The following is a 15842-nucleotide window of genomic DNA, read 5'->3' as shown; positions in this document are numbered from 1 at the left end:
GGGTAGAGGTTACCGTACCCTGCCGGATACCGGCCTACCCGGTCAGGTCACACCGATTTGGCGCAGATTCGCCCGGTTTGTTTAACACGCGCTGATGGCACGACATTCCAGGTCCGGGCTTTAAGGTGGCCGAATGGAACCGAGCGCCCCCGCCGAATCGGGCGACCACACCGGAACCGCGCACACCCCGGGCGTGTCGGAGGTGCCAGGCGGCCCGGCCGCCCACGTGGGGGTCAGGGCGCTCGTCGCCCGGCTGGGCGTCGACGGCAGGCGGCTGAGGATCGCGCTGGCCGCGCTGGGCGACGGCCGCTGGTGGACTCTCGCCGACCTGGTCAGGCGGACCGCGACGTCGCGGCGGACCATCGAGGCGCTGCTGCGCGAGGTGGACGGGGAGCTGGAACGCTCCGGCGACCGCTTCAGGCTTCCCGCCCACTGGGCCGGGCAGGAGGTGAGCACCCTCGCACCGGCCGACCCGGTGGCGCACCTCCTTTCCGACCGGGCGGAACTGGTCGCGCGGATGGACGAGCTGATCGCCAAGGCCCCCCGGGGCCGCCACACGCTGGACCACGTCGCCGCGACCGGCGACACCGTGGTCCGGCGGGCACTGCTGCTGGACGCCCGGTTCTGGCTGGACGGCGCCCGGCTGCTGTGCGTGGGCGACCACGACCTGACCTCGCTGGCCACCGCGATGCTGCACCCCGGCGTCGAGGTGACGGTCGTCGACGTCGACGAGCGCATCCTGGCCTACATCGCCGGCCAGGCCGACCGGCTCGGGCTGGCCGTGCGGACCCGCTGGGCCGACCTGCGCCTGGGACTGCCCGCCTCCACCCAGGCCTGGGCCGATCTGGCGATCACCGACCCGCCCTACACCCCCGAGGGGGTCGGACTGTTCGTCGCCCGCTGCGCGGAGGGGCTGCGCGACCGCGAGCAGGGCCGGATCATGCTGGCGTACGGCGCGAGCGAGCGCACCCCCGCGCTCGCCCTCAAGGTGCAGCAGGCCCTGTCCCAGCTCAACCTGGTCAACGAGGCGATCTACCCCGACTTCAACCGCTACCTCGGCGCCGAGGCCATCGGCTCGGCCGCCGACCTGTACGTCCTGCGCCCCACCACGAGGACCTGGCCGGCCGCGGCCGCCCGTACCGACTCCTCCGGCACCGCCATCTACACGCAGGGTCCCCAGTCCGTGGAGTCCACTGTGGGCTCCGCTGTGAGCTCCACTGTGGACTCCACGGTGGCCTTCGCAGCCGGTTTCGAGGGCGGGTTCATCCCGGAGGTGCTGGTGGGCGAGTGGCCCCGCGACGTGCTGCCCAGAGCCCCCAGGGCGCGCCTGGCGACCTGGCTGGCCAAACCCTACGCCAGTGCCCCGGCCAGGGTGGCGATCTCCGTACCGGCCGGGCTGGAGGCCGCGCTGCCCCGGCTGCTGCTGGCCACCCGCGCCGGGGAGGTCCGGGTCACCCTGGCCGCGGCCCCCGGAAACCTCCCCGCCGACCTGCTCGCCCCCGTCTACGACCTCACCGTCGAGGGCGCGTCCGTACGCGCCGTACGGACGACACCTCACCAGGACGACACAGCCCGGATCCTGCGCCGCGTCCTGGACAACGCGCACGGCAAGCTCGCCAACACCTGGCGCGAGGCCCTGATCAAGGTCAGGGGCGAGTTGACGAAGAAGCAGGCCAGGGCGGTCATCGCCGCCGTCGCCCCGTGGGCGGACGACGTCACGGTCCTCGAACTGCCCGCCCACCGGCTACTGGAGCTCCGGGCCGCGGTGGAGAGCTCCCTCAGCGCACCAGCCGGCGCTGGATCGCCAGGCTGAGGCCGTCCACGGCGACCTGCGGGTAGGTGAGATCCACCTGACCCCCCTCGACCACCGGGGCGACCCAGCTCACCGTGGCGTAGTGCCCCAGGGCACGGGCCTGTGCCCAGCTGCGTGAGCCGTCGAAACCCTCGGGCGTGTCGGGAGCGGGCCGGACGAAACCGTCGCTCCTGAGCGCCGCCACGAGTCTGTCCGCGGCGGCGGAGTCCGCGAGGTTGAAAATCAGGAACTGGCCGGAGACCTCGCCGTCCTCGGTCTCGTAGCGGGCCCGCAGCACCTGCGTGCACCCGTCAAGCGCGTCCAGCGCGCTCCCCCAGGCCGCCTCGGCGCAGTCGGCGAGGGTCTCGGTGGTCTTGAGCGCGAGCCTGGTCGTGCCCGCCGACACCGAGGGGCCGGGGAACATCTCGGCGACGGTCAGCGGCTGGGGGTCGAGGGCGCGGGTCGCGATGGGCGCGTAGTGGGCCGTACTGGGCTCCGCGCGAAGGACGGCGGCGCGCGGGTCGGGCCTGCCCCCCAGCAGGAGGAAGGCCGCCACCCCGGCGACCACGACCAGCACGGCGACGGTGACGGCGATCCACTTGCGCATGGGGAAAGAGCTTACTTCGACAGGCGGGACGCCAGGGACCACTGAGCCGGGGCGGACACGGGGACGGCGGGGACTATTTGGACGGGGCGGGCGCGGGGGAGGCGGCGACGATGCGGCGGAAGATCGCCTTCTCCACGCCGCGGACCGTCAGAGCCAGCGAGACGAAGTCGTCCTTCGGCCCGGGATCGGCGCCGTCGGTCCTGCCGATCCAGACCAGGCCCGCGTAGTGCCCCATGGCGTGCCCGCTGGACTCGGTGTGACCCCCGGCGGGGAAGACGGCCTTGCCCGCCTGGAGCGGCCGGACCCAGCCGCCTCGGTGCAGAGTGGTCAGCGTGTTCACCAGCGTGTCGGCCGAGGCGGTGTCGCGGAGGTTGAACAGGGTGTACTGGGCGACGTAGCGGCCGTCCGCGCTGACGTACAGGCCCCTGGCCACCTGGGTGCACCCGCCCTGGGCGAGCAGGTCGGCGAGCCCCTGCCCCCAGGTCGCCATCGCACAGCCGGCCTCCAGGCGGGTGGCCGCCAGCCTCAGCGTGACCCTGCCCTCCTTGAGGGTCCTGGTGGCGAAGAGGTCCTTGACCGTCAGCGGCTTGGGGTCGGCCTTGCTCTGCGCGATCGGGGCGAACACCTTGGAGGAGGGCCAGCCCTTGTAGACGTCGGGCCTCGGCTCGGTGCCGATGACCGAGGCGGTGGCCCGTTCGGGCACGAAGTCGTTGCCGATCGCGGAGATCGCGAGGGTGAGGGCGACCGCGGCGACCAGCACGCCCGCCACCGCCCCGAAGATCATCAGCAGCCGCTGCTGGGGCCGGGTCAGCCCCCACTCGTCCAGCCGGGTGATGTCCTCGGTCCGCGCCCTGGCGGAGGTGCGGCGGCGCTTGCGCGCGGGTGTGGCGGGCGGGCCGGCCGGAGGGGTCACAGTCCGACCCCTCCCAGGAGGGTGCCCAGGCCGAAGGTCAGGGCCGCGGCGACCGCGCCGACGAGGAGCTGGCGCAGCCCGCTGTACCACCAGCTGCGCGCGGTGACCCGGGAGACCAGCGCGCCCGCGCCGAACAGGGCCAGGCAGGAGATCACCGCCGAGGTCACCAGGCTGGTGACCCCGAGCAGGTACGGCAGGAGCGGCAGGAGCGCGCCCACGCCGAACGACAGGAACGAGGAGATCGCGGCGATCCTGGGCGAGGGCAGGTCCTGGGCGGTGACCCCCAGCTCGGCCTGGGTGTGCACCTCGAGCGCCCGGTCGGGGTCCATCGAGATCTGCCGGGCCACCTCGGCCGCCACGGCGGGCTCGACGCCCCGGTCCTCGTAGAGCTTGGCGAGCTCCTGCTGCTCGGCCTCGGGGTGGCGTTCAAGCTCGCGCCGCTCGACGTCGATCTCGGCCAGGGCGAGTTCCCGCTGGCTGGCCACCGAGACGTACTCACCCCCGGCCATGGAGAACGCGCCCGCCGCCAGCCCCGCGACCCCGGCCAGCACGATGACCGTGGTGCTGGCGGTGCCGCCGGCGACACCGGCGATCAGGGCGAAGTTCGAGACGAGGCCGTCCATCGCGCCGAACACCGACGGCCGCAGCCAGCCGCCGTTGACGTCGCGATGCCGGTGGTGCATCTCGGCGCGGCCCCCCGAGTCGCCGCCGCTCACCGGGATCCTTTCTCCTCCTGGTCGGCCAGGTCGGACGGGTGGGCCGGATCGACCGAGTCGTCGGCCGTGAGCGTGCCGGAGATGAGCCGCGGCTCACCGTCCTCCTTCGCCGTGCCGCCGCTCTCGTCGGGGTCGGCCAGGCCGGACGGGTGAGCCGGGTCGGCGGTGTCCTCCCCGTCCGAGGCGGCCGGGGTGATGACCGGCTCGGCATCGGTGTCGGCCCCGGCCTCGCCCTTGTCCGCGCCGGCTGTCTCGCCCTGCACGGGCTCGGCGGCCGGATCGGGCAGCGGACGGACCTGCTCGGCGTTGCTCTTGTTCCTGGCGTACCAGAAGTAGGCCAGCGCCCCGATGAACAGGATGATCGAGGTCCACTGGTTGAGCCGCAGGCCGAGGATGTGGTGGGCGCTGTCGACCCGCAGCCCCTCGATCCAGAAGCGGCCCACGGTGTAGCCGGCGACGTAGAGCGCGAACAGGCGGGCGTGGCGGAGCGCGAATTTGCGCCCTGCCCAGATGAGAACCAGCGCCAGGCCCAGGTCCCAGATCGACTCGTACAGGAACGCCGGGTGGTAGGTGGCCTCGCCCGGCACCGTGCCCGGCCGGTCGGGGTCGATCTCCAGACCCCACGGCAGGTCGGTGGGGCTGCCGAACAGCTCCTGGTTGAAGTAGTTGCCCCAGCGGCCGATGGCCTGGGCCACCGCGATCCCGGGGGCGACGGTGTCGGCCACCGCGGACAGGGAGATGCCCCTGTTGCGGCACCCCAGCCAGACACCCACTCCACCCAGTGCGACGGCACCCCAGATGCCCAGGCCGCCGTTCCAGATGAACAGCGCCTCGATCGGCTCGTTGGGTGCGTCCGGCCCGAAGTAGAGCTGCCAGTCGGTGATGACGTGATAGAGGCGTCCACCGACCAGGCCGAACGGCACGGCCCAGACGGCGAGATCCACGATCGTCCCCGGCTCACCGCCGCGGGCACGCCAGCGGCGCTCGCCGATGACTACCGCGACGACGACGCCGAGCACGATGCACAGTGCGTAGGCCCGGATGGGGACCACGCCGAACAGATACCAGACCCCCTGGGAGGGGCTGGGAATCGAGGCGAGGGGCATGTCAGGTGACGTTACCGTGTCCCGGGCTACTTGGCGGCATCAAGAACGGCCTGGCGTAGCTCGGCCGGCTTGAAAGCCACGTCCGTGGCCAACTCGACGCCGTTGAGCTTCAGCGTCGGGGTGCCCGTGAGCTTCTGGGACTCCATGACCTTGGTGCTGTAGGCGATGTGCGCGGGCGCCTTCTCCTGGCTGGTCACGCACGCCTCGAAGCCGGGATCGGTCACCCCGGCGTCCTTGCCCCAGGCGATCAGGTCAGGGATCTTGAAACCCTCCACGAGCTCCGAGGGCTGCTCCTTGAACAGCTTGTCGTGGAAGGCGATCCACGGGGCGCCCCCGGGGATGCAGCGGATCGCCGACGCGGCGCGCAGCGAGTTGGCCCGGGTGATCCCCTTGTTGGTCTGTTCCTGGAAGATCGTGATCGGGTGGTAGACCACCTTGGCCTTGCCCTCGGCCGCCAGGTTCTTGATCGTTGGGCCGCTGGTCTCCTCCAGCGCCCTGCAGGCGGGGCACTGGAAGTCCTCGAAGACGTCCAGGACCGGCTTCTCCACACCCGCTCTGGCCATGACCACCGAACCGTCCCCGGCGACGGTGATCGGCGCGAGCGAGGCTCCGACCTGCTCGGACTTGCTGCTCTGGGCGGCGAACCACCAGCCACCGCCGACGGCGGCGATCGCGACGACGGCCACGGTCACGATGGTCGCCACACGCTTTCGCTTGTCCCTCCGCATCTGCTCTTCGCGCTGCGCCTTGATCCGATCACGCGCCGACTGCTCCCGCGCGGCCTTGCCCATCAGTAAGCCTCCTTCTCCTGGAGCTCCTCGTCATCGCTCTCGACGTCCTCGTACGACTCCTCGCCCGGGGTGAGCCCAAGCGCGGAGTCCAGCGCGAAGCGGCCCGGGGGGAAGACCGCGACGAACGCGCCGAGTCCGAAGAGACCGAAGTCACGCAGGATGTCGATGAGGTAGTCGGGCTCCACCCCGGCCGCCAGCTGACCGCCACCGCCGAAGCAGCCGCAGTCGATGCGCAGCCCGCGCGCCCACGCCGAGGCGATGCCGATGACGAACGCCAGCATAAGCAGCGCCGAGATGACACCCGCCGCTCGGGTGAGCAGCCCGACGACCAGCAACAACCCCACGACGATCTCCAGGATCGGCAGGCCGTAGCCGACCGCCGTGGCGAGCGATTTGGGGAGCAGATCGTATGCCTCGACCGCCTGAACCGAGAGCACCGGAGTGCCGATCTTGCCCCAACCCGCGACGATCAGCACTCCCGCCAGCACCAGCCGCGAGACGGTCGTTACCCAGGGTAGCGCCGAAATCACGATACGCGACCTATTGGGCGCGGGGTTATCAGAGGTCACGAGCACCATTCTCCTATTCCAAGCCCCGGCCACAGACGTCTTCGGCGAATGCCAGGTATTCGAGGAAAACCTCATCACGAGCCTGATAAGCATCGAATAAGCCTGCCTGGCAGGCACGGAAGCGGGAGCGGCCCCTTTCTTCGAGTAAGGGAGCCGCTCTCGAACGGGCTCGTCAGCCGCGGACACCCGCCGCCAGCTCGGCGCCCAGCTCACGGACCGACGCCAGCCCCGAGGCCTCGTCCGGCGCGTCGAGAACGCGGCGGATGAACGCCGACCCCACGATGACGCCGTCGGCGTAACCCGCCACCTCGGCGGCCTGCCTGCCGGTGCCGACGCCCAGGCCGACGCAGACCGGAAGGGAGGTGTGCGAGCGGGTGCGCTCGACCAGGCCCTGCGCGGCCGCGCCGACCGAGTCACGGGCACCGGTGACGCCCATCAGCGAGGCCGCGTAGACGAAGCCGGTGCAGCTGTCGACGACCGCCTTGATACGGGCCTCGGTGGAGCTGGGCGCGACCAGGAAGACCGTGTCGATCCCGGCCCCGGCACTGGCCTCGCGCCAGGGCCCGGCCTCCTCGGGGGTCAGGTCGGGTGTGATGGTGCCCACCCCGCCCGCGTTCGCCAGGTCACGGGCGAAGCGGTCGGCGCCGTAGCGGTCGATCGGGTTCCAGTACGTCATGACCAGGGTGGCGGCACCGGTCTTGGCCACGCCCTCGACGGTGCGCAGCACGTCGGCGATGCGGGTGCCGTTGGTCAGCGCCCGGTGCACGGCGTCCTGGATCGTCGGGCCGTCCATGAGGGGATCGGAGTAGGGCAGGCCGATCTCGATCACGTCGCAGCCGGCGTCCACCATGGCGGTGGCGACGGCGATCGCGCCCTCCTTGCTGGGGAACCCAGCGGGGAGATATCCGATGAGGGCGGCGCGGTCGTCCGCCTTGGCCTTGGCGAACACCGTCTGAAGAGTCGTCATCGTGGTTTCCGTTGCGGTTCGTCCCCTCCGGCACACCGGAGGGGAGGCAAGTCGGTAGTCAGAGGTTGAAGTACTTCATCGCGGTGCCCATGTCCTTGTCGCCCCGCCCCGAGAGGTTGACCAGGATCGTCGCCTCGGGACCCATCTCGCGACCGAGCTTGAGGGCTCCGGCGAGCGCGTGCGAGGACTCGATCGCGGGGATGATGCCCTCGGTGCGGGCGAGCAGCGAGAAGGCCTCCATCGCCTCGGCATCGGTGATGCCGTGGTAGGTGGCGCGGCCGGTGTCCTTGAGCCAGGCGTGCTCGGGGCCGACGCCCGGGTAGTCGAGCCCGGCCGAGATCGAGTGCGACTCGACGGTCTGGCCCTCCTCGTCCTGCAGCACGTAGGTGCGCGAGCCGTGCAGCACCCCGACGGAGCCCGCGGTGAGGGTGAGCGCGTGCTCGCCGCTCTCCAGGCCCCGGCCGCCCGCCTCGTAGCCGTGCAGCCGGACGCCTGTGTCCCCGAGGAAGGCGTGGAAGATGCCGATCGCGTTGGAACCGCCGCCGACCGCCGCGGCGACCGCGTCGGGCAGCCCGCCGGTGAGCTCCAGCATCTGACGGCGGGCCTCGACGCCGATGATGCGGGCGAAGTCGCGGACGATCTCCGGGAACGGGTGCGGCCCGGCGATGGTGCCGAAGAGGTAGTGGGTGCGGTCGACGTTGGCGACCCAGTCGCGGAAGGCCTCGTTGATGGCGTCCTTGAGGGTCTGGCTGCCGTTGGTGACCGGGACGACCGTGGCGCCGAGCAGCTTCATGCGGGCGACGTTGAGCGCCTGACGCTCGCAGTCGACGGCCCCCATGTAGATCACGCACTCCAGGCCCATCAGGGCGGCGGCGGTCGCGGTGGCGACGCCGTGCTGGCCGGCGCCGGTCTCGGCGATCACCCGCGTCTTGCCCAGGCGCTTGGTCAGCAGGGCCTGGCCGAGCACGTTGTTGATCTTGTGGGCACCGGTGTGGGTCAGGTCCTCGCGCTTGAGGATGATCCGGGCGCCCCCCGCCTGCTCGGCGAAGCGGGGCACCTCGGTCAGCGTGGTCGGCCGCCCGGCGTAGGTGCGCAGCAGGTGGTCGAACTCCCGAAGGAACGCCACGTCGCTCTTCGCCTTGTCGTACTCCGCCGCGACCTCGTCCAGAGCCGGGATGAGCGCCTCGGGCACGTAGCGGCCGCCGAAGACGCCGAACTTGCCGTGGATGTCCGGGTCGTTGCCGTGGAGGCCGTTCCCGGCGAGGTCCGCGGCGGTGAGGACGGTTCCTTCGTGCGTTGTCACTGCTTACTGCCCCTCGGGTCGGGATGCGGGGTGGGCACCGGCGGTGACCAGGTCGACCACGGCGGCCCGCGGATCCTTGCCGGTCACCAGGCTCTCGCCGACCAGGACGGCGTCGGCGCCCGCCCTGGCGTAGGCGAGCAGGTCATGGGGGCCACGCACGCCCGACTCGGCGATCTTGATGATCCCGTCGGGAACCTTGGGGGCGAGCTTGGCGAACACGTCGCGGTCCACCTCAAGCGTCTTGAGGTTCCGCGCGTTGATACCGATGATCTTGGCTCCGGCGGTGAGCGCCCGGTCGAGCTCCTCCTCGGTGTGCACCTCGACCAGCGGGGTCAGCCCGATCGACTCGGCCCGCTCGATGAGCGAGACCAGCGCGTTCTGGTCGAGCGCCGCCACGATCAGCAGCGCCAGGTCGGCGCCGTAGGCGCGGGCCTCCCAGAGCTGGTACGAGGTGACGATGAAGTCCTTGCGCAGCACCGGGATGTCGACGACGGCGCGCACGGCGGCCAGGTCGTCCAGGCTGCCGCCGAAGCGGCGTCGCTCGGTGAGCACGCTGATGACGTGGGCACCGCCCGACTCATAGTCGCCGGCCAGCGCGGCGGGGTCGGCGATCGCGGCCATCGCGCCCTTGGACGGGCTGGAACGCTTGACCTCGGCGATGACCGCCACCTGGTCGCCGCCCAGCGCCGCGTAGGCGTCACGGGGGGCGGGCGCCCGCCCGGCCCGCTCCTTGAGCTCGGCCAGCGTCACCTTCTCCTGCCGCTCGGCCAGGTCGGCGCGGACTCCTTCGAGGATCTCCTCAAGCACGCTCATTTGCCCTCCCCGCGAAGTTCAGAGGCCAGGTTCGCGAACGCTGCCGTGTCCGTGGTTCGCTCGCTCCGCTCGCTCACGAGTAAGGCCCCTCCCGATCGACTGCCCTTGTCCCGCCGATGCTATCGGCCCGGCCGGGGTCGCCCCGCCACTGGGTGAAGCACAAAGGCGACTATGGGCCCAAGAATTCCCCAAAAGGGAGATTTCGTACTATCCAAAACACGATCATTAAAGCAAGAAATAACCAGGCATAGGCCGGACGTATGGATTTCGCCACGGGCGGCCCACCCGATTCTCTCCCGGACCGACCGCCCCACCAGGCACGCAGCGCCCAGCGACCCCAGAGCACGACCAGCACCGGGACCATGAGGGTGACGAGCGGGTTGAGCCCCAGCGCCGTCACCGGATCGCCGTGCACGAGCGCGTGCACGGCCCGCAGGCCGCCGCAGCCGGGGCAGTACAGACCGGTGAGCATGAGGAACGGGCAGGTCGGGTAGTGACCGGGCTCGTTCGGATCGACCGCCCCGACGAACGCGACCGCGGCACCCGCCACCAGCGCGGTACCGAGCGGCGCCAGCACGGCCCGCGCGCGTGAACCAGCGATCTTCCCCATGAGCACGGCCGTCGGCACCCCCTCACCGGCCACCCTACTCGCGCCGGACGCGGACCCGCCTCAGGCGACCGTCAGGTCGACACCCGTCAGGTCAGACACCCGTCAGGTCAGACACCCGTCAGGTCAGACACCCGTCAGGGAGGCACTGCCGACGATGGCGCCGACCGCGATCAGCCAGGCCAGCACCGCCAGCCAGCACGCGATCCCGAAGTAGGACAGGACCAGGCCGGCGATGGCCATGCCCCGCCCCTCCTCGCCCGTCCGCTTGATCTGCCCCAGCGAGATGTGGCCCAGCACCACGCCCACGATCGAGGTGAGGCCGCAGACGAACAGCCCCGCGATCCCCATGATCAGCGCAGCGATGGCCATGCCGTTGTTACCCCGGGGAGGCGGCGCGCCGTAACCGCCGTAGGCGTCGTAACCGCCACCGGGCGGCGGGCCGTAACCACCGGACGAACCGTAACCACCCGGAGAGCCATAGCCACCGCCTCCCGGGGGTTGCCCGTAACCACCCGGCTGATTGCCATAGCTCATGAATGACTCCCATTTATCTAAGTTGCGGGCGAAATCCTAGCGAAAACACTCCCGGGCCGAAGGAATCCGGGCGCCCCTGTAAGCAAGTCGTAGCCGGGGCGCACACCCCCCGGACCTCGGATCTCGGACCGCGGGATCGAGGAGAACGCACCGAGCGCGCGGAGGCCTCGTTTCCGCCGAGGTCAGCGCTCCCGGGGGTCCTGATCGACCGTCGGGTCGGTGCCCTCGTCGAGGGCGTCCCACAGTGCCCGCTCGCTGGGGGCGCTCTCGGCGGGGGCGGAGCCCTGGCGGTTGTAGCGATCGGACATGCCCGGCCATCGGCCGCCCCGCAGGAGGGCCGTCACTCCCCCGGCCAGCAGGAGCAGCCCCCCTGCGGAGGCGATGATCGGCCAGACGACGGCCGAGGCGACCCGCGGCACGGAGTCCACGACCACCGGCGCCTGCTCCGCGGAGATCCGCAGCGCGGCGCTCGCGCCGCTCCCCCACCAGGAGGCGGCCACCACCCCGGCCCCGCAGAGCGCCATCACCACGCCGACGACCCTGCGCCACACGCCTGCCGTCGCGAGCACGGCGACCACCGCGGCGAGTGCCGCCCAGGCCGCGGGCCCCAGCGCGGGGGCCAGTTCCGCGGCGGGGACCGCCACCTCGCGGGTGCCGTACGTCACGGTGAACCAGTCGCGCCCGGCGGCGAGCAGCACGAGCGCGGCGCCGGCCACGCAGGCCGCCAGCCAGGTCCACAGCTCCCGCTTGGCCGTCACGCCCGGGTCACCACCAGCTCGTCGGCGTCGAAGCAGGTCCGATCGCCCGTGTGGCAGGCGGCCCCCACCTGGTCGACCCTGAGCAGGATGGTGTCGCCGTCACAGTCGAGCGCGGCGGACTTGACGTGCTGGACGTGACCTGAGGTGTCACCTTTCACCCAGTAGGACCCTCTGCTGCGTGACCAGTAGGTGGCCCTGCCGGTGGTGAGCGTGCGATGCAGCGCCTCGTCGTCCATCCAGGCGAGCATGAGCACCTCGCCGGTGTCGTACTGCTGGACGACGGCGGGAACCAGCCCGTCGGTGGTGCGCTTCAGCCGGGCCGCGATGGCAGGGTCAAGGGGCATGCGGCAATTGTGCCGCAACCAGGGAGAGGGGTAGCGTCCGGCATGGCCTAGCGAGCAGACCGGGGGCTCCCCTGAAGACCGACCCGGCGAGCCATCTGGCGGTGGTGGAGGCCACCACCCTGCCGTGCGCGTTCACCAGGAAGGCCGGTCCTCCCACCCTGCGGAGCAGTGGCGAGACGGCGACCTCGAAGCGGCGCACGAACACGTCGGCCGCCGCCACGCCGATGAACTCCCCGCCCTTCAGCACGGGCACCGACAGGGTCAGGGAGTACTCGGTGCTGCAGAGGAAATCCACGTACGGGCCGGTGAGAGTGTGCTCGGCACCGGAGCGCGGACCGGCGAACCAGTCCCAGTGCGTGTAGTCGTAGAAGGCGCTGCTGGAGGGGTCCATGTCCCGGAGCAGCTGCACGGGCTCCCCCGAGGCGCCCTCCTGCCACCACTCCAGATACCAGGGCGCGTCGATGAGCAGGCCGGGCGCGGCGATGAACCCGATGCCGGAGATCAGCCCGCCCAGCCGGGGAAAGAGCAGCGGGCGCAGCGCGGCCAGGTCGCCGCGCACCGGCGCGGTGCCCACAAGCCCGACCACGGCGTCGCGCACCTGGTGAAGCCCCTCGAAGACATCCTCGACGATGCCGCCGACGGCTACGGCCGCCTCGGCCGCGCCGCCGGGCGCCAGCAGCGCACCGTGTTCACTCACTTGATCCATCCGCCCCAGGCATCCGACGATCACGGCTCCCGCAGACGCAGCTCGATGAGGTGTTCCATCGCGTCGAGCACGTGCCGCTCCGCCAGGAGCCTGGCGTGGTCGTCGTCTCCGCGGTGGATGGCCTCGGCGATGGCGTGGTGCCGAGCCGACGTTCCATCGTCTCCCCCGTGAGCGGACCAGAGCAATGGTCCGATGTCAGCCTGTAACCTGATCTCTTCCTGAGTGAGTCGTGCCGACTGGGAGGCCGCGGCCACCTCGATGTGGAAACGCCCGTGCAGCCTGCGCAGGTGGGCCTGGTCGCGGGAGCCGGCCATCTCCTGCAGCGTGCGGCGGAGCGGCGCGATGTCCTCCGGCAGTGCCCGCTGCGCGGCCAGCCTCGCGGCGGCCCCGGCGATGGCCGCGTAGTGGTCGCCCAGGTCGCGGAGTTCCTCCGCGGTGAAGGCGCACAGTCGATCGAGTGCCCGGGGAGCCTCACGCGGGGCCCGCACGAAGCTACCGCCTCCGCGCCCCCGCCGCGTCTCGACCATGCCCTGCTGGCGCAGGGCCATCAGGGCCTCCCGCAGCGTGACCGTGGACACGCCCAGCTGCGCGGCGAGCTCCGCCTCGCTGGGCAACTGCTCGCCGTCGGCCACCAGGCCGAGCACTATGGCGTCGGTGAGCCGCCTGACCACGGCGTCGACCCGCGCGGTGCTGTCGACCGGCGCGAACGCGGCCAGACGGGCACCACCGGAGATGTCTGCCATGCCCATGCGCCCTCCCTCGCCTTCGACGGTCATACAGTCTCCCACCTGGGGTCCCGTCCGGGGTCCCCCGAGTGCCGCCCGCGCGCGGCCGGCACCGCCGCGAGGATCTCACTCCGCGTCCCCTCGACGGTGATGTCCGAACGGCTCTTGCCATCAAACATCTAACCTCATATGTTTTCGGTCATGTCAGACCCAGCGGTGAGGTTGACCGGCCTCCGCAAGAGTTTCGGGGCCGTGGACGCGGTCACCGGCGTCGACCTCGACATCGCCGACGGCGAGTTCTTCGCCATGCTCGGCCCCTCGGGCTCGGGCAAGACGACGGTGCTGCGGATGATCGCCGGCTTCGAGACGCCCAGCGCGGGCACCGTCGAGCTCGGCGGGGTCGACGTCACCCGGCTCGCCCCCTTCGAGCGCGACGTCAACACGGTCTTCCAGGACTACGCGCTGTTCCCGCACATGAACGTGGCGGACAACGTGGAGTACGGCCTGCGGGTCAAGCGGGTCCCCCGGGCCGAGCGGCGCGAGCGCGCACTGGCCGCGCTGGCCTCGGTCCGGCTGGAGGGCATGGAGCGGCGCAGGCCGAACCAGCTCTCCGGCGGCCAGCGGCAGCGGGTCGCCCTGGCCCGCGCCCTGGTCAACCGTCCCCGGGTGCTCCTGCTCGACGAGCCGCTCGGCGCACTGGACCTCAAGCTCCGTGAGGAGATGCAGGTCGAGCTCAAGTCGATCCAGCGCGAGGTCGGCATCACCTTCCTGTTCGTCACCCACGACCAGGAGGAGGCGCTGACCATGAGCGACCGGGTGGCGGTGTTCGACCGGGGGCGGATCGAGCAGGTCGGCACCCCGGCCGAGATCTACGAGAGGCCCGCGAGCACGTTCGTCGCGGGGTTCGTCGGCACCTCCAACCTGATCTCCGGCCAGGCCGCGCAGGCGGTGCTCGGCCGGGAGGGCACGTTCAGCGTGCGCCCGGAGAAGCTGCGCCTCGCCGGCCTCGACGAGACGGTCGAGGGCACGGAGCACAGCGCGACGGGCACCGTCGCCGAGGTCGTCTACGCGGGCCCCGCGACCCGGTTCGTGGTCGAGCTCGACGCGGGCGGGCGGCTCATCGCACTCCAGCAGAACCTGCAGGTCTCGTCAATGGACGTGATGGGCCTGCGTGGCACCAGGGTCCGGCTCATCTGGCACCGCCGGCACGAGTTCGCGATCGTCCCGTAAGAAAGGTCGTCATCCCATGCGGTCCACCCCCCGGATTGTCACCCGGCACAGCGCGGTCGTCCTCTCCGCGCTCGCCCTGGCCACCGTCACCGCCTGCGGCACCGGCTCCGCGCCCGCACCTGGCGCCTCCGCCGCCGCCCCCGGCCAGACCGGCTTCACCCCGCCCAAGATCGAGGCGCTGCAGTCGCTGGGCCCGGGAGAGGGGCAGGTCAACCTGGTCAACTGGGCCGGATACGTCGAGGACGGGAGCAACGACCCCAAGGTCGACTGGGTCACCCCGTTCGAGAAGGCCACCGGCTGCCAGGTCAACTCCAAAACCGCCGGTACCTCCGACGAGATGGTCAACCTCATGAAGACCGGCGAGTACGACGCGGTCTCCGCCTCGGGAGACGCCTCGCTGCGGCTGATCGCCGGCGGGACCGTCGCCCCGGTCAACACCGCTCTGATCCCGAACTACGCCGACGTCTTCGCCGGCCTGAAGGACAAGGCGTGGAACTCGGCCGGCGGGGCCGCCTACGGCGTGCCGCACGGACGCGGGGCCAACCTGCTCATGTGGCGCACCGACCAGGTCAAACCCGCACCCGACTCCTGGGGCGCGGTGTTCGATCCCGCCTCGCCGTACGCGGGGAAGATCACCGCCTACGACTCCCCGATCTACATCGCGGACGCGGCGCTGTACCTGATGGCGACCAGGCCCGAACTCGGCATCAAGAACCCGTACTCCCTGGACGAGGGGCAGTTCCAGGCCTCGGTCGACCTGCTCAAGCAGCAGAGGAAGATCATCGGCGAGTACTGGTCCGACTACACCAAGGAGGTCCAGGCCTTCAAGAGCGGTGACTCCGTGCTGGGCACCACCTGGCAGGTCATCGCCAATGTGGCCCTGGCCGACAAGGCACCGGTCGAGGTGACGCTGCCCAAGGAGGGGGCCACCGGCTGGTCGGACACCTGGATGGTCGCCGCCGCCGCCAAGAACCCGAACTGCGCCTACCGGTGGCTCGACTGGATCATCTCACCCCAGGCCAACGCCCAGGTCGCCGAGTATTTCGGGGAGGCGCCCTCGAACGCGAAGTCCTGCGAGCTGACCGCCGACCCGAAGCACTGCGACACCTTCCACGCGACCGACGAGGACTACTACTCGAAGGTCTGGTACTGGACCACCCCCATCGCCCAGTGCCTGGACGGGCGCACCGACGTCACGTGCAAGGACTACTCCGAGTGGACCAGGGCCTGGACCGAGATCAAGGGCTGAGCCCCGCCGGAACCACCCGTGGGGGGGGGGCCCCGGGGGGCGCCCCCCCCCCCCCCCCCACCACGGCCGCGACCCCCCCCCCCCCGGGGGCGGCGCCACCCTGAACCGG

General features: G+C 71.3%; 18 protein-coding genes. 3 read left to right on the top strand and 15 right to left on the bottom strand.

Annotation, left to right across the window (positions count from 1 at the left end; all coding sequences use genetic code 11):
* The first annotated feature begins 133 nt into the window (after window positions 1-133).
* On the top strand, window positions 134-1813 hold the full coding sequence (locus ABZU75_RS27305; RefSeq protein ID WP_355559887.1) for a bis-aminopropyl spermidine synthase family protein: 1680 nt from the start codon (window positions 134-136) through the stop codon (window positions 1811-1813).
* On the opposite strand, the gene ABZU75_RS27300 is transcribed toward ABZU75_RS27305, so the two are convergent.
* From ABZU75_RS27300 to ABZU75_RS27230, 15 genes are all read right to left on the bottom strand, one after another.
* Window positions 1779-2399 carry a hypothetical protein gene (locus tag ABZU75_RS27300; protein WP_350965323.1) on the bottom strand — a complete coding sequence of 207 codons (621 nt, stop codon included), beginning with the start codon at window positions 2397-2399 and terminating at the stop codon, window positions 1779-1781. The genes ABZU75_RS27305 and ABZU75_RS27300 overlap by 35 nt on opposite strands.
* 73 nt (window positions 2400-2472) lie before the next feature.
* Window positions 2473-3312: a hypothetical protein gene (locus ABZU75_RS27295; protein ID WP_350965325.1), complete on the bottom strand. Its 840-nt coding sequence runs from the start codon at window positions 3310-3312 to the stop codon at window positions 2473-2475.
* Window positions 3309-4028, bottom strand: a complete 720-nt coding sequence (locus ABZU75_RS27290) for a VIT1/CCC1 transporter family protein (RefSeq protein ID WP_355559883.1) — start codon at window positions 4026-4028, stop codon at window positions 3309-3311. The genes ABZU75_RS27295 and ABZU75_RS27290 overlap by 4 nt, the downstream gene beginning before the upstream one ends.
* Window positions 4025-5134: a prolipoprotein diacylglyceryl transferase gene (lgt, locus tag ABZU75_RS27285; protein ID WP_355559880.1), complete on the bottom strand. Its 1110-nt coding sequence runs from the start codon at window positions 5132-5134 to the stop codon at window positions 4025-4027. The genes ABZU75_RS27290 and lgt overlap by 4 nt, the downstream gene beginning before the upstream one ends.
* Window positions 5135-5160: 26 nt before the next feature.
* The gene (locus tag ABZU75_RS27280) at window positions 5161-5925 is read right to left on the bottom strand and encodes a thioredoxin domain-containing protein (protein WP_355559877.1); all 765 of its coding nucleotides are present in this window, start codon (window positions 5923-5925) and stop codon (window positions 5161-5163) included.
* Window positions 5925-6455, bottom strand: a complete 531-nt coding sequence (locus tag ABZU75_RS27275) for a MauE/DoxX family redox-associated membrane protein (RefSeq protein WP_355559874.1) — start codon at window positions 6453-6455, stop codon at window positions 5925-5927. The genes ABZU75_RS27280 and ABZU75_RS27275 overlap by 1 nt, the downstream gene beginning before the upstream one ends.
* 211 nt (window positions 6456-6666) lie before the next feature.
* Window positions 6667-7461, bottom strand: a complete 795-nt coding sequence (gene trpA, locus ABZU75_RS27270) for a tryptophan synthase subunit alpha (RefSeq protein ID WP_355559872.1) — start codon at window positions 7459-7461, stop codon at window positions 6667-6669.
* A gap of 58 nt (window positions 7462-7519) precedes the next feature.
* Window positions 7520-8689 (bottom strand): tryptophan synthase subunit beta, encoded by a 1170-nt coding sequence (trpB, locus tag ABZU75_RS27265; protein ID WP_355559925.1) that lies wholly within the window; start codon window positions 8687-8689, stop codon window positions 7520-7522.
* A 78-nt stretch (window positions 8690-8767) separates the two neighbouring features.
* Window positions 8768-9577 carry an indole-3-glycerol phosphate synthase TrpC gene (gene trpC, locus ABZU75_RS27260; RefSeq protein WP_350922798.1) on the bottom strand — a complete coding sequence of 270 codons (810 nt, stop codon included), beginning with the start codon at window positions 9575-9577 and terminating at the stop codon, window positions 8768-8770.
* Between the two features lie 169 nt (window positions 9578-9746).
* Window positions 9747-10205 (bottom strand): DUF2752 domain-containing protein, encoded by a 459-nt coding sequence (locus ABZU75_RS27255; protein WP_355559869.1) that lies wholly within the window; start codon window positions 10203-10205, stop codon window positions 9747-9749.
* A gap of 105 nt (window positions 10206-10310) precedes the next feature.
* Window positions 10311-10721: a DUF4190 domain-containing protein gene (locus tag ABZU75_RS27250; protein ID WP_355559866.1), complete on the bottom strand. Its 411-nt coding sequence runs from the start codon at window positions 10719-10721 to the stop codon at window positions 10311-10313.
* A gap of 182 nt (window positions 10722-10903) precedes the next feature.
* Complete coding sequence (locus ABZU75_RS27245) at window positions 10904-11479, bottom strand: Trp biosynthesis-associated membrane protein (protein WP_355559863.1); 576 nt, start codon at window positions 11477-11479, stop codon at window positions 10904-10906.
* Window positions 11476-11823 carry a phosphoribosyl-AMP cyclohydrolase gene (gene hisI, locus ABZU75_RS27240; protein ID WP_350965339.1) on the bottom strand — a complete coding sequence of 116 codons (348 nt, stop codon included), beginning with the start codon at window positions 11821-11823 and terminating at the stop codon, window positions 11476-11478. Before hisI ends, ABZU75_RS27245 begins: the two co-directional genes overlap by 4 nt.
* Window positions 11813-12520 (bottom strand): cache domain-containing protein, encoded by a 708-nt coding sequence (locus tag ABZU75_RS27235; protein WP_350922810.1) that lies wholly within the window; start codon window positions 12518-12520, stop codon window positions 11813-11815. The genes hisI and ABZU75_RS27235 overlap by 11 nt, the downstream gene beginning before the upstream one ends.
* Before the next feature lie 29 nt (window positions 12521-12549).
* The gene (locus ABZU75_RS27230; RefSeq protein ID WP_350922812.1) at window positions 12550-13305 is read right to left on the bottom strand and encodes a GntR family transcriptional regulator; all 756 of its coding nucleotides are present in this window, start codon (window positions 13303-13305) and stop codon (window positions 12550-12552) included.
* 150 nt (window positions 13306-13455) lie between these two features.
* Between ABZU75_RS27230 and ABZU75_RS27225 the strand changes: the two genes are divergently transcribed.
* Both ABZU75_RS27225 and ABZU75_RS27220 read left to right on the top strand, forming a co-directional pair.
* A complete protein-coding gene (locus tag ABZU75_RS27225) occupies window positions 13456-14484 on the top strand; it encodes an ABC transporter ATP-binding protein (RefSeq protein ID WP_355559859.1) in 1029 nt (342 codons plus the stop codon).
* 16 nt (window positions 14485-14500) lie between these two features.
* Window positions 14501-15733, top strand: a complete 1233-nt coding sequence (locus tag ABZU75_RS27220) for an ABC transporter substrate-binding protein (protein ID WP_355559856.1) — start codon at window positions 14501-14503, stop codon at window positions 15731-15733.
* Window positions 15734-15842 lie beyond the last annotated feature (109 nt).

The sequence above is a fragment of the Streptosporangium sp. NPDC005286 genome, assembly GCF_040607515.1.
Taxonomy (GTDB): domain Bacteria; phylum Actinomycetota; class Actinomycetes; order Streptosporangiales; family Streptosporangiaceae; genus Streptosporangium.
The sequence above is the reverse complement of the archived record's forward strand: the minus strand, read 5'-3'. Positions and strand labels throughout refer to the sequence as shown.

Bases quoted from the DNA above. Each gene is read 5' to 3' on its own strand.
- ABZU75_RS27300 (WP_350965323.1), bottom strand. From the start codon at position 2,399: ATGCGCAAGTGGATCGCCGTCACCGTCGCCGTGCTGGTCGTGGTCGCC.
- trpA (WP_355559872.1), bottom strand. From the start codon at position 7,461: ATGACGACTCTTCAGACGGTGTTCGCCAAGGCCAAGGCGGACGACCGC.
- ABZU75_RS27230 (WP_350922812.1), bottom strand. From the start codon at position 13,305: ATGACCGTCGAAGGCGAGGGAGGGCGCATGGGCATGGCAGACATCTCC.
- ABZU75_RS27250 (WP_355559866.1), bottom strand. From the start codon at position 10,721: ATGAGCTATGGCAATCAGCCGGGTGGTTACGGGCAACCCCCGGGAGGC.
- ABZU75_RS27220 (WP_355559856.1), top strand. From the start codon at position 14,501: ATGCGGTCCACCCCCCGGATTGTCACCCGGCACAGCGCGGTCGTCCTC.
- ABZU75_RS27225 (WP_355559859.1), top strand. From the start codon at position 13,456: ATGTCAGACCCAGCGGTGAGGTTGACCGGCCTCCGCAAGAGTTTCGGG.
- lgt (WP_355559880.1), bottom strand. From the start codon at position 5,134: ATGCCCCTCGCCTCGATTCCCAGCCCCTCCCAGGGGGTCTGGTATCTG.
- hisI (WP_350965339.1), bottom strand. From the start codon at position 11,823: ATGCCCCTTGACCCTGCCATCGCGGCCCGGCTGAAGCGCACCACCGAC.
- trpC (WP_350922798.1), bottom strand. From the start codon at position 9,577: ATGAGCGTGCTTGAGGAGATCCTCGAAGGAGTCCGCGCCGACCTGGCC.
- ABZU75_RS27305 (WP_355559887.1), top strand. From the start codon at position 134: ATGGAACCGAGCGCCCCCGCCGAATCGGGCGACCACACCGGAACCGCG.
- ABZU75_RS27280 (WP_355559877.1), bottom strand. From the start codon at position 5,925: ATGGGCAAGGCCGCGCGGGAGCAGTCGGCGCGTGATCGGATCAAGGCG.